General features: G+C 45.4%; 9 protein-coding genes. 8 read left to right on the top strand and 1 reads right to left on the bottom strand.

Annotated elements, in window-relative coordinates; genetic code table 11:
• Positions 1–204 precede the first annotated feature (204 nt).
• The 8 genes from hutI to KDU71_RS19740 all read left to right on the top strand — a co-directional run bounded on the left by hutI (position 205) and on the right by KDU71_RS19740 (position 12,698).
• On the top strand, positions 205–1,452 hold the full coding sequence (hutI, locus tag KDU71_RS19775; RefSeq protein ID WP_212192843.1) for an imidazolonepropionase: 1,248 nt from the start codon (positions 205–207) through the stop codon (positions 1,450–1,452).
• A 101-nt stretch (positions 1,453–1,553) separates the two neighbouring features.
• The gene (gene ftcD / locus KDU71_RS19770) at positions 1,554–3,242 is read left to right on the top strand and encodes a glutamate formimidoyltransferase (RefSeq protein WP_212192842.1); all 1,689 of its coding nucleotides are present in this window, start codon (positions 1,554–1,556) and stop codon (positions 3,240–3,242) included.
• A gap of 136 nt (positions 3,243–3,378) precedes the next feature.
• Positions 3,379–3,732 carry a hypothetical protein gene (locus KDU71_RS19765; RefSeq protein WP_212192841.1) on the top strand — a complete coding sequence of 118 codons (354 nt, stop codon included), beginning with the start codon at positions 3,379–3,381 and terminating at the stop codon, positions 3,730–3,732.
• A 200-nt stretch (positions 3,733–3,932) separates the two neighbouring features.
• Positions 3,933–6,731: a SprB repeat-containing protein gene (locus KDU71_RS19760; protein ID WP_212192840.1), complete on the top strand. Its 2,799-nt coding sequence runs from the start codon at positions 3,933–3,935 to the stop codon at positions 6,729–6,731.
• A gap of 213 nt (positions 6,732–6,944) precedes the next feature.
• Positions 6,945–7,445, top strand: a complete 501-nt coding sequence (locus KDU71_RS19755; RefSeq protein ID WP_212192839.1) for an outer membrane beta-barrel protein — start codon at positions 6,945–6,947, stop codon at positions 7,443–7,445.
• A gap of 168 nt (positions 7,446–7,613) precedes the next feature.
• A complete protein-coding gene (locus KDU71_RS19750; protein ID WP_212192838.1) occupies positions 7,614–9,914 on the top strand; it encodes a glycoside hydrolase family 20 protein in 2,301 nt (766 codons plus the stop codon).
• Between the two features lie 191 nt (positions 9,915–10,105).
• The gene (gene asnA / locus KDU71_RS19745) at positions 10,106–11,143 is read left to right on the top strand and encodes an aspartate--ammonia ligase (protein ID WP_212192837.1); all 1,038 of its coding nucleotides are present in this window, start codon (positions 10,106–10,108) and stop codon (positions 11,141–11,143) included.
• Positions 11,144–11,288: 145 nt separating this feature from the next.
• The gene (locus KDU71_RS19740; RefSeq protein WP_212192836.1) at positions 11,289–12,698 is read left to right on the top strand and encodes a M64 family metallopeptidase; all 1,410 of its coding nucleotides are present in this window, start codon (positions 11,289–11,291) and stop codon (positions 12,696–12,698) included.
• 90 nt (positions 12,699–12,788) lie between these two features.
• On the opposite strand, the gene KDU71_RS19735 is transcribed toward KDU71_RS19740, so the two are convergent.
• On the bottom strand, positions 12,789–13,994 hold the full coding sequence (locus KDU71_RS19735; RefSeq protein WP_212192835.1) for a phytase: 1,206 nt from the start codon (positions 13,992–13,994) through the stop codon (positions 12,789–12,791).
• Position 13,995 lies beyond the last annotated feature (1 nt).

Here is a 13,995-nt window from a genome sequence, read left to right as displayed (position 1 = left end):
CGAACTTCGGACTACGGACTCGGCCATCCGTCCCCGGTCTTCTTACCTCTCACTTCTCATCGCTTTTCTCTTTTTTCTTCTGCCTAACTACTGACCACTGACTAATCACTACTGACTTAAAAAAACCAATTGATTAAAATCATAGACATGCATGGCACAATTATTCTACTTTTAAATCCGTAAAAAGCAGATAAATCGTTTTACATGAAACAGCTACTAATCAAGAATATAAAACAACTGGTTCAGGTTGAAAAGGAGAACCAGCCCTATATTGCCGGTGCACAAATGGCCCAGCTACCATCCATTGATAATGCCTACCTGCTGATTAAAGGGGCTTACATCAGTGCGTATGGGCCCATGAGTGAACTCAACGAAGCGGCTTTGCCTGCCGATGTAGAGGTGATAGACGCCACCGACCGCCTGGTGCTGCCGGCCTGGTGCGACTCGCACACCCACCTGGTGTATCCCAAGAGCCGCGATGTGGAGTATGTGGATAAGATTAAAGGCCTGAGCTACGAAGAGATTGCTGCCCGTGGTGGTGGTATCCTTAATTCGGCCAAGCTGATGCAGACGGCCAGCGAGGACCAGCTGTTTGACGATGCCATGGTGCGCCTGCAGGAAATCATTACCTGGGGAACGGGTGCGGTGGAAATCAAAAGCGGTTATGGCCTTACACTGGATAGTGAGCTGAAGATGCTGCGCGTGATTAAACGTTTGAAGGAAGCCAGCCCGCTGACCATTAAATCAACCTTCCTGGGGGCGCACTCTATTCCTATGGAGTACCGTGGCCAGCAAGAGAAATATGTGGATTTGGTGATTAACGAGATGCTGCCTGCCGTGGCCAAAGAAAAGCTGGCCGACTACGTGGATGTGTTCTGCGATGTGGGTTTCTTCACGGTGGAAGATACCGACCGCATACTGAATGCGGCTGCTAAATATGGCCTCACGCCTAAGATACATGCCAATGAGCTGGACTACTCCGGCGGCATACAGGTGGGCGTTAAATACAACGCTCTTTCGGTGGATCACCTTGAGTTTACCGGCGAAGAAGAGATGAAAGCCCTGAAAGACTCAGGTACCATGCCTACCATATTGCCGGGTGCGGCTTTCTTCCTGAACATGGCCTATGCACCAGCGCGTCAGATGATGGCAGCCGGCCTGCCAGTAGCACTGGCGTCCGACTTTAACCCGGGCTCGTCGCCCTCGGGTAATATGCAGCTGATTATGGCCATGGGAAGCGTATTGTACCGCATGCTGCCCGAAGAGGTGATTCATGCCGTTACCAAAAACACGGCCTATGCCATGGGAGTTGATAAAGAGCTGGGTTCTATCTGCGTGGGTAAGAAAGCCAATGTGGTAATCACCAAGCCTATCCCGGGCATTGAGTACCTGCCTTATGCCTATGGCGAGAACAAGGTGGAGACGACGATATTGAATGGAGCTGTTAGCTGATAGCTGTTGGCCATTAGCTTTCTTCCGGACTTAATAAATAAAACAAGCACGGTGCACAAGGCACTGAGCACTATATATTAAATCGACAAAAACTAAATAACATGCAACAACTAATCGAATGCGTTCCTAATTTCAGTGAGGGATGCGATATGACCATCATCGATAAGATTACCGATGAGATAAAGAAGGTAGACGGCGTTAAGCTGATTGATGTGGACCCGGGCAAAGCCACTAACCGCACGGTAGTAACCATTGTGGGTACACCCGACGAGGTATGTGAGGCAGCTTTCCAGGCCGTGAAGAAAGCCCAGGAGCTGATTGACATGCGTCACCACAAAGGAGCGCACCCACGCTTTGGTGCTACCGATGTGTGTCCGCTGGTACCTGTTGCCAACATCACCATGGAAGAAACGGTTGAGTATGCTCATAAACTGGCTGAGCGCATTGGTACGGAGCTGAACATTCCTATCTACTGCTACGAATTTGCTGCTAAAGAAGATAAGCGCAAGAACCTGGCTACTTGTCGCGAAGGTGAATACGAAGCCATACCTAAGCGTATTGGTACCGCCGAATGGAAACCGGATTTTGGTCCTGCTGAGTGGAACGAGAGCGTGGCTAAATCAGGTGTAACAGCCGTTGGTGCCCGTAATTTCCTGATTGCTTATAACGTGAACCTGAACACCACTTCTACCCGTCGTGCCAACGCCATTGCATTTGACGTGCGCGAGCGTGGCCGTGTGAAGCGTGAAGGCAACCCTGTTACCGGTAAAATTGTGAAAGACGAAAACGGCAACCCGGTGAATGTACCAGGTATGCTGAAGTCGGTGAAAGGTATTGGCTGGTACATTGAAGAGTATGGTGTGGCGCAGATCTCCATGAACCTGACTGATATTACAGTAACATCGTTACACAAAGCATATGAGGCGGTTTACGAGCGTGCCAATGCACGTGGTATTCGTGTAACCGGTTCGGAAATGGTGGGCGTGGTGCCATTGCAGGCCATGCTGGATGCCGGTAAATACTTCCTGCGCAAGCAAGAGCGTTCAACAGGTATTCCTGAGCGTGAGATCATCAAGATTGCGGTTAAATCGATGGGTCTGGATGAGTTGTATCCATTCGATCCTGATAAGAAAATTATTGAGTACATCCTGAAAGAGGACAAGAAGCAGCTGATTGACATGAACCTGACTGAGTTTGCCGATGAGACGGCTTCTGAGTCTCCGGCTCCGGGTGGTGGTTCTATCTCGGCTTACGTGGGCTCATTGGGCGCTGCCCTGGGTACCATGGTGGCTAACCTGTCGGCGCACAAGCGTGGCTGGGACGAGCGTTGGGAAGAGTTCAGCAACTGGGCCGAGAAAGGCATGGCTGTGGAAAAAGAGCTGTTGAGCCTGGTGGATGAAGATACCAATGCCTTCAACCGCATTATGGATGCCTTTGGCCTGCCAAAATCAACCGATGCTGAGAAAGCAGCCCGTAAACAAGCCATTGACGATGCTACTAAATATGCCATTGAAGTGCCTTTCCGCGTGATGAAAGTGGCTTTCAAAGGTTTTGAAGTGATTCGTGCCATGGCTGAGGTGGGTAACCCTAACTCGGTAACCGACGCTGGTGTGGGTGCTTTATGTGCACGTACAGCTGTAATGGGTGCATTCCTGAATGTGAAAATCAATGCTGCCGGACTGGACGATAAAGCCTTTGTTGAAGGCATCCTGGCCGAAGGTAAAGCCATTGAAGACAAAGCTATTCAGGAAGAAAAAGAGATTCTGGAGATTGTAAATGGCAAAATTTAAGCTGAAAGCTGACTACTATTTACAGGACATAAAAAAACGGCTACCTTTGCGGTAGTCGTTTATAACTCAGGTGAACAGACGGAACATAACACGATAGGTAAAGAATCAACAATTAACTATTTAAAAACAAATCAGTATGAAACATTTATTTTTAATAGCTCTTTGTGTGAGCTTATTTACGAGTGTTACTTTCGCCCAGAGTTCAGATTCAAAGGTTGGTGTGGGTGACGTTTTCACCATTGGTGAAGTAGAAAATAACCACTACGAACACATTAACTTCCCTAAGAACAATTTCATTGTTAAAAAAGGGGGCGTGGCTGATTACCAGGCGCTGGTAGGCGAAAAGGTTGAAATCACATCGCTTAAAGAAAAGAAAGATGGTATGCTGGTAGCCACTATCAAACTGGCTTCTGACAAAAAATTCTTTATGAGCCATAAGTACCTTACTGTGGACATTAACGAGGCCATCAGCTCAAAAGAGTTATTGTAAGCTTACAATAAAACAAAAACCAACGGCTGCTAATTATATTAGTGGCCGTTTTTTTTGCCTGTATCCGTGGTTCCCCGTTCTTTCTAAATGACCTCTTTTCTCAGGCTTCAACCATTTTTTGATTAAGCCTAAATATTTCATGATAAACGCAACATTTGGCCTGATAAAAAGTATAAGCCATACACCCAAACACGTTACACATGAAATCTGGTTACATCAAAAGAAAACACAGTACATTGCTACTGTTTTTATTAGCCATATACCTACACACCCCTCTGTCAGTAGCATACGGACAATCGGCTGACGCCAATTGCGACGAGTGTTTCAATACTGAAATCATTTCCTTTAATGAGTCTGACAATTACCTGACTGTTGAGCTGCAAGTAAATGCCGATGGCTGCTCTGCTGCTCTATCGCACTTCACCGTTGAGATACCTTGTGGCACAGTGACTGAAGCAACCAATTCGGGCAACTGGCCGATGGAAATTAACAGCACTGATCCTACTACCAACATTTATGGCCTGAAGGTGGATGATATACAAGGTTTTGGTGAGGATGGGCAGGCCGCAGCATTCACACTGAAGTACACCATTCAGTACGATGATGATGCCTGCCTGGAGCAATTAAAAAGTAAGCTGTTTAAGGTAGCTTACAAAGCAGGTACCTGCATAGCTATTGACGAAGAAGAACTGGTCAGCAACAAGCTGCAAGCCAGCATTGATGCATCGCCGATTATTTGTTATGGCAGTAATGATGGACAGGCAACAGTGACCGTTACCAATGGCACACCGCCTTATGAGTGCGTCTGGAGCAATGGGGCAACAACTGAAACAATCAGCAACCTGTCGCCAGGTGCTTACACAGTCACCATTAGCGATGCGAATAATGAAACAGTCACACTGGAGGCCATTATTACACAACCAGAATCCCTCAAGGCCACTGCCCAAGTGATTAATACGACCTGCGGTCAGGCTGATGGCGCCATTAGCACGGAGGTCAGCGGCGGCATTGAGCCCTATAGCTTCTCATGGAATACAGGAGCCACAACAGCATCTATCGAAAACCTTAGTGAAGGCAGTTACACGCTGACACTGACAGATGCCAGCGGCTGTATAAAGACATTCAACTACACCATTGCAGCAGAAACAGATTTAAGGGCCAACATCAGTTCCAGCTATCTTGAGTGCTACGAGGAAGGAAAAGGCACTCTTACAGTAGAAGTGAGTGGCGGAACACCTCCCTATTCATACCTGTGGGACAATGGCGAAACAACGGCCACCATCAGCGAACTGAACAGTGGTACTCACCAGGTAACCATTACAGATGCCAATGGCTGTTCCATCACACAAAAAGGATATGTGGTTATCAAGAAACTGAATATTATCTCAAACGTTAATAACCCGGTATGCTACGGCGATAACAGTGGCTCTATCAGCATTGACATCACCAATGGTACCGAACCCTATGACATTGTTTGGGATAATGGCGAAACAACGGCCACCATTGATGGCCTGGCTGGTGATTGGTATTCGGTAACGGTTACCGATGCCATGGGATGCACGCGCAGTAAATACATCAAGGTGAGCGAGCCTGCTCAGATAAACTTAAGCGCACAGGTGAATCGCGTAAGCTGTGATGAAGCCGATTCATCAATGAGCGTTAGCCTTACGGCATCGGGTGGCACACCACCATACCAAATTTACCACAACAACGAGTTGGTGGACGAATTTGTGGTTGACAAAGCAGGCTACTATGAGTTTACAGCAGTGGATGCCAATGGCTGTAGCGTCACTCAACAAATCCTAATCGAACGTCCGGATACCGGACTGGATGCTACTGTCAATATTCAGCAACCAAGCTGTAGCGATGCCTTAGGAAGTGTTAGCATTAGCGTTGAACAGGGCACCGAGCCATTCAATGCCCTATGGTCGGATGGATACAGCGGGCTGCAACGTACTGAGCTGAAACCGGGTGAATACATCATTACCATAGAAGATGCTGCGGGTTGCTCTGTCAGCAAAGCAATAACCATTAACAAAGTTAATCAGCCAAGTGTCACCATTGTGGCACCACAACAGCAACCGGTATGCAACAGCACTGATAATACCTTATGGGCTGTAGTAGAGGGAGCAACGCAATACACCTGGTCAATCACTGACGCCAGCAACACCTGGACCATTCAGCAAGAGCAGATGGAAGAGCTGCTATACAGTGCCGGCGAAGGACAGGTCAGCATCAGCCTGTTGGTTGAGAACGCTGAAGGCTGTCAGGCACAGGATATGATTATTTTAAGCTGTACTGAAGCACCAACAGATGGCGGCGAAGAGGATAATGGCAACGAAGAGACAACAGACTGCGAAAACACCTGCTTTGACATACAAGCTGTTGAATGGACTAAAAACGACAATGGTTGCTATACCTACAAGGCGAAAGTTAGCACAGACGGTAGCTGTCAGCATGATCTATCGCATTTAACCATTCAGGTTGATAACGGCTATGTACAAACGGTGAATAACTCCAGCAACTGGACTACAGAGCTTAATTTAACAGATCCTACAACTGGTCTTTACGGTTTTAAGGTGGATGATATCACTGGCTTTGGCCATTCGACTGATGCATTTGAGCTTGAATTTACCATTTGCAACAGCAACGAACCACAGCTAGCCTTTATAGTAGCCTACAAAGCCGCACAGTGCATTATGCGCGACACTTTGCAATACAATGCGCCGGCTCAATCGCTATCATCGTTAAGCTATCCCAACCCCTTTGTGGATCAAACCAGCATTACCTTCACACCCGCAGAGGATGCCCACGCCATCCTTAACATCTATGGCGTTGGTGGCGAGCTGATTGATTGCATTTATGAAGGGCCTGTGAATGCCGATACCAAATACAACTTTGATTTCAGAAGCCGTTCAACTGGCAGCAACATCTATTTCTATCAACTGAAATGTGGCAACCAAATTATCAATGGTAAGCTAATACAAACGGGCTACTGATAAACTCATAATTGTAACATTATACCAAACGGTTACTTGCTTGCAGGTAACCGTTTCTTTTGAACCCTCGTTTATCATTGCTTCAAAGCTTATTTAATACAAGGGGTATTAATGCCTACACCACACATGTCTAAGGCCGTAGTAAGGAGAAATCAATATAATTATTTACATTTGACTTGTTATAAATAAACCTAAACAATAAAATTAATTAACATGAAAAAGAGCATTGTATTAGTTTTTGCCTTGATCCTTTCTTGCAACCTGTTTGCACAATCGTTTGACTCTTCAAAAATCAGAGCCGGAGCAGGATTAGTATATGCAAGTGAAATTGGCAATATTGGTATCACACTTAATGGTGTATATTCTTTTACAGACAAGTGGGAAGGTGCATTTGGCTACTCTCACATTTTTGAAAAAGACTATGTTAGCTACAACATCTTCGATTTTGATGCGCACTATGTATTTCATCAGCAGGATGATAAAATGAACTTCTATGGTATTGGTGGATTAAACATCACATCAGTAAAGGTTGATATTCCTGATTTAGGATTTGGCATTGGCGGTTCTGCCTCTGATTCAAGTGTTGGCATTAACCTGGGTGTTGGTATGAACTACAAGCTATCTGATAAATTAAACCTGGCTCCTGAAGCCCGTTTCACCATTGTTGAAGATACTTACTTCAGAATTGGTGCCAGCTTACAGTATATGTTCTAAGCAAGCATATCACCTAATATTATAGCGACTGCCGGTTAACCGGTGGTCGTTTTTTTATGTCATACTTATTCCGCTTAACGTCTGCCACAATAATTGAACAATTATCCCCCACTCCTGTCCAGATAATCAGACTGGTTTACTCTAATTTAGTTGCAAACAAACTCAGTTATGATTCAACTAAGAACACTTGTACCGTTTCTAATTATTTTACTGACCGCAGGCTGTCATCAAAAAGAAACAATATCCCCATCTGTTATTCCTGAACCTCTGCATGTAGCATTGAGTGGCAATAGTTCTTTTCTAATAAAACCGTCAACACCGGTTGTTATTGAGGATTCGAGTATGCTGCCAGCCGTTACTTTACTTAGCGAGATAAGCCATATTGACTTTAACCTTAGCTTTGGAGATCCGAAAGGCACCTCACATCCGGCCATTGTACTGGCTTTCGACCATCGCCTTGACAGCTTAAGCCAGGAAGGTTATGTACTGGACATCAACCAGCAAACACTAACAATTAAAGCTGCCGGGCCACAAGGTCTGTTTTATGCCGTTGAAACCATCAGGCAACTGCTGCCTGCTGATGTTGCTAATTCGGGCAGTGAATTGGCCCTGCCAGCGGGTCATATTATTGATCGTCCACGATTTGAGTGGCGCGGCATGCACCTGGATGTATCACGCCACTTTATGCCCACGGCATTTATTAAGAAATACATCGATTACCTGGCCATGCACAAACTTAACGTGTTTCACTGGCACCTGGTGGACGGTATCGGGTGGCGCATCGAAATCAAATCGCACCCCGAGCTGACAGATATTGGAGCCTGGCGTAAAGTAAAACCCAATCTTCAACCCTGGCAGGAATTTGAAGTTTGGCGCGATGGCGACGAAGCACCCAAATATGGTGGCTACTACACCCAGGATGAAATACGGGAAATAGTGGCTTATGCTGCCGAACGCTTTATTACAGTGGTACCGGAAATAGAACTTCCCGGTCATTCTGAGGTGGTTTTCCAGTGTTACCCACACTTATGTTGTAAAGATGCAACTGGTAAATTTATTAAAAACAGTGGCGTGTATTGTGCCAGCAACCCGGCTGCCTACCAATTGCTTGAAGATGTATTGGATGAAGTCATTGAGCTGTTTCCTTCCAATTACATACACATTGGTGGCGACGAAGTAAGCAAAACCAACTGGAACAATTGTCCCGACTGCCAACAGTTGATGCAACGCAAAGCTTATGATGCCTATGAGCTTCAGAGCCATTTTATCAATCACTTTGATACCTACCTGAAAAGCAAAGGTCGTCAACTTATAGGCTGGCACGAAATATTGGAAGGCGAATTATCGCCCACCGCTACAGTTATGTACTGGGGAGCCGAAACCGGTGTGACAGACTGTTTAAAAGAAGGGCACCCAACTGTTTTAACCACCGGCTCGCACCTGTATTTCGATCATTATCAGAGCCTGAGCAAACAGGAGCCTAAAGCCTTTGGCGGTTATGCTCCACTCAAAAAAGTGTATGATTACGAGCCTGTTCCTGATGGGCTGGACCAGAAACATCTTAACCAGCTGTTGGGTGTTCAGGCTAACATATGGACAGAATACATGCCCAACGAAAAACATGTGGAGTACATGCTGTTTCCACGCATCGCGGCTTTATCAGAAGTAGCCTGGCAAAAAAAGGGCACAAAAAACTGGGAGCATTTCAGGTACAAAATGAACCAAATGCTGAAGCACTATGAGGCCATGGATATTAACTATGCGTATAGCGCTTTGCGACCAACTGTTCAGGTTGAGCTGCTTAATGCGCAGCAACTAAAAGTAAGCCTTAGTACCGAATTGGAGGCTGATATCTATTACACCACAGATGGCACTGAACCCAATTCGGAGAGTGCTACTTTATACAAACAACCATTTATGCTCAGCGAGTCAGCCACTATCAAAACCATTGCCTACAAAGATGGCCAAGCAACAGGTAAAGCAGAGAGCCGGGAAGCCATTCTGCACAAAGCAGCTGGAGCCGAAGTAACGCTGCACTCAGCACCCGAAGCTAAATACGCATCCAATGGCCCTGCCACACTCACTGACACCGACTTTGGTGGCGACAAATGGGGCAATGGCAAATGGCTGGGCATATTGGATAAAGACTTTGAAGCAAGTATCCAACTGAGCGAACCAAAACAGATTAACTCTCTCAAATTGAGCTGTATTGAAGAGAATGGCGCGGGCATCTTTTACCCTTCATCCATTGAAGTATCGGTTTCAGACAATGGTGAAGACTATAAGCCAGTTGGAACCTGGGATAATAAGGTTAATTATCAGCCCCCCTGGTCATCAGCAGTTAGCAACACCCAGTTTCCTGTTACGTTTGAACCATTAACAACACAGTTTATCAGGGTAAAAGCAAGCTATCCAAAGATTAAAGGCATGGGGGTATTCCTGTTTATTGATGAAGTAGTAATTGAGTAATTCTTTGACACAATTCGGTTAGTTCACCGGTCAAATGTTACTATCATTAAAGCTGAAAAAGATATAGAACTATTTCAATTTAAAACTATCAAGTGGATATTTTTTATTGTTTTAATATTTTAACAACTCATAAAGTTTCTATTTGATAGTTTTTACTACATTTGCCTAACAAATCACTAATTAAATTTGAGATGGCAAAACTATTTATACCTAAAAACTACGAACCACAACTTGATCTGAAACAAACGGAACATGCAATTAAAACCGTTAAAGATCATTTTCAAACAGCTCTTTCTGCTGAGCTGCGCCTGCGCAGAGTAACAGCCCCTTTATTTGTAATGAAAGGTACTGGAATTAACGACGACCTGAACGGTACTGAACGCCCGGTAGCTTTTCCTATTAAAGAGTTCAACGATGAGCAGGCTGAAGTGGTACATTCGCTGGCCAAGTGGAAACGCATGATGCTGGCAGACTACGAAATTGAGCAGGGCTACGGACTGTATACCGATATGAACGCCATTCGCCCAGATGAAGAGCTTTCAAATATTCACTCGCTGTATGTTGATCAATGGGACTGGGAACGTCACATTGGTAAAGAGGAATATAATCTGGACTATTTGAAGCACATTGTTCGAAAAATTTACGAAGTGATGAAGCGTACTGAGTTTGTGGTATTTGAGCGCTACCCATCTATTCAGCCTATTTTACCAGAGGAAATAACCTTTATTCAGGCACAAGATCTGTTAGACAAATACCCGGATCTAACATCTAAGGAACGTGAGGATGCAGCTGCTAAAGAGCACGGAGCTATCTTTATTATTGGCATCGGCAGTAAGCTGTCCAATGGCGAAAAACATGATGGCAGGGCGCCTGACTACGATGACTGGAGTACTCCAACCGCGGATAGCTACAAAGGTTTAAATGGTGATATCGTGGTATGGAATCCCATCCTTGAACGCTCATTCGAAATATCATCAATGGGTATCCGTGTGAGCCCTGAGGTACTGAGCAAACAGCTCGACATGGAAGGTTGTCCGGAACGCAAAGAACTGCTGTTTCACCAGCGCCTGTTAGATGGCGAATTACCATTATCTATTGGTGGTGGTATTGGCCAATCGCGCCTGTGTATGTTCTTCCTGCGTAAAGCACACATTGGTGAAATCCAGTCGAGCATATGGCCGGCCGATATGCGACAAACATGTAAGGAAAACAAAATCATTCTGGTATAAACAACCCATCACTCCCTAAGTATCTGCTATGAGCTTAGGGAGTTTTTTCTGCACCAACCCCGCCAAACTGGTAATGACAAAAAACACTTTTTCCCTCCCGTAGATTCATTAACTTGCATACCATTAAACTCAAAACTATAATCGTATGCATCGTAAATATCTATTATCACTTGTAGCACTGCTGTCATCCATTATAGCTTCGGCACAGTACGAACAATACTTCACAACTGCCACCATGCGCCTCGACTACAACCATGTTGGTACTGCCAGTGAAGAACATTTTGCCTTTGACCAGATGGTGAACGATGGCCACTGGGCCGGTAGTAAAACAGTACTTATCGATGAGCTTCGACTGGGTAAATACTTCTTTGAAGTGAAGGAGCCCGAAACTCAAAAAGTACTTTACTCAAGAGGCTACTCCAGCATTTATGGCGAGTGGGAGACCACACCTGATGCTAAGGACAACTGGGGCAGTTTCCATGAATCGGTTCGCTTCCCATGGCCTAAAGCTGAAGTGGATGTGACTATTTATAAACGCAACCGCCTGAATGGTTTCGATCCGGTATGGACCTACCGTGTTAATCCGAAACACCACCGGGCATTTACAGCACCTGTTGAACAGCACTACAATACCTTTGATGTTGTTGTGAATGGTGCACCTGAAAAGCAGGTGGATATAGTGGTATTAGGCGAAGGCTATGCCAAAGAGGATATGGATAAGTTCCATCAAGATGCGCAACGCTTTGCCGACGTACTGCTGAATACTGAGCCATTTGCGTCTTTCAAAGAGAAATTCTCCATCCGTGCCGTTGAAACGCCCTCGCCCCATTCGGGTGTCAACCATCCTCACCAGGATATTCACACGCGCTCGGCCATATCGGTTACTTACGGTGCCTTCGACTCTGAGCGCTATGCTTTAGGGTATGATAACAAAACCATACGCAATGCCTCAGCTGCAGTACCCTATGAGTTTACTGCCATTCTGATGAACGACTCTATCTATGGTGGTGGCGGTATTTATAACCTGTATATCACAGCAGCTGTTAACAATGCTTTCCAGGAGTACCTGTTTGTGCATGAGTTTGGCCATCACTTTGCCGACCTGGCCGATGAATACTACACCTCAGCCACGGCTTATGAGATGGATGCTGAACACCTGGAGCCATGGGAATTAAATGTAACAGCCAATCCCGATTCGGAAACTATTAAGTGGAAAGACATTGTAACACCGGGCACTCCTATCCCAACACCCTGGGAGAAAGAGAAGTATGACAAGCATAGCATTGAAGTACAAAAGAAGCGCGTGGAAATGCGCAAAGCCAAGGTAGATGAAAAGGTGATGGAAGATTTCTTCCTGGATAAAAAAGCCTGGGATGATAAGCTACTGGCTAATATGAAATACAGCGGGAAAGTAGGTGCTTTTGAGGGTGCTCAATACAAAGCCACCGGCATGTACCGCAGTGCGGCCAACTGCATCATGTTTACGCGCCACGACCATTTCTGTCCGGCCTGCCAGCGTGGTATTAAACTCATTATTGATCAGTATACCAGGTAAAAACAGCTAGTAAACCATTGTTTATAAAAGCTATAAAGAAGCCATCTTTTAATATTAATGGCTTCTTTTGAGTTGTTTTGATGGTCTGGCCTATTCCCACCAAATATGAGAAGGAGCCACTTTTAAAGGTTCATTGTATTGCTTGGCAATAGCGTTCCAGTCAAGCAGTTTAAAATTTTGCGGCTGATCACTATCCCCTTCTGTATTAAAACCGTCCTGTACCACCAGCATCCCACTGGGATAGGCGGCGCCTAGTGCCAGGTTAGTAACGGCTAATCCATCGGTTTCTTCAACACCATCAATGGTTTCGCTTGCTTTTATAATAAAATTCCCCAGGTAACGGTTGTCTTTTTCCTTCTCAAAAATAGCATAGGAAAAGTTTCCTTGTACCGAAGCAATCAAGTAGCCCTTATTTTCTCCAGCATAAAATATATCCAGTCCTTCAAGATCATAGGCAATGTTAGTATTCAGACTATCGCTATTGGCCAGTAAAACCCTGGAATTATCTGCATCCTCTTCGGCGCTTAATTTCCAGATACCATGCCCCTCTTCTGCTACATACAAGATCCCTTCTTCATCATCAGCCACCATGCCTTCACATTGCGAAGCAAAGGTGATTTGCCTGACAACGGACGCTTCTATCTGATCATTCGCATTAGAAATCAACCACTGCTGAACCTGACCATTTTTACCTCCCACAAAGGCATAGTAACGATTTTTAACGGCACTATAATACATACAACATCCGTAGGCATCATCAATAATCGCTGAATCCAAAGGAACAGGTGACTTTTGTAAAGCAATCAGGCTATCGGCAGTAACCCGATAAAGTACCAGCGCATTGGCATTACGTTCTGTGGCAGCTGCCAAAGCTATCTTTTCATTACCCATCGGGAAGTTGTAGCGCAGATCCACATTATTGACACGGCCGGTAGGGTGAAAAAACACCAGTTTGCCCTTCAAATCATACAAACCAAGGCCTGCTTGCTTGTCTGTACCCAGAATGCGGGATTCGCCGGGGTTATCTGCATTGTACCAGATGGCCGGATCGTCAGCGGCATCCACTCCGCTCTCCTGATCAACAGCTTGTGTTTGGCCACTGGGGTGCACCACTCTGGTAATCTGTGATTGCAGTTGCAGGGCATTGGCCTTTTTGGCAGAATCTTCAATCGCTTCCAAACGACCATCCATCTTTTCCGATGCAATGCTTGTTTCGGTAGTTAAGGTGCCTGCTTTATGCCGACATCCTGCAGCCAAACCAATTGTTATGGCAAGTAATATTGTTAGTTTTCTCATA

The organism is Carboxylicivirga sediminis, assembly GCF_018156225.1.
In the GTDB taxonomy this organism is placed as follows: Bacteria; Bacteroidota; Bacteroidia; order Bacteroidales; family Marinilabiliaceae; genus Carboxylicivirga; species Carboxylicivirga sediminis.
The sequence above is the reverse complement of the archived record's forward strand: the minus strand, read 5'-3'. Positions and strand labels throughout refer to the sequence as shown.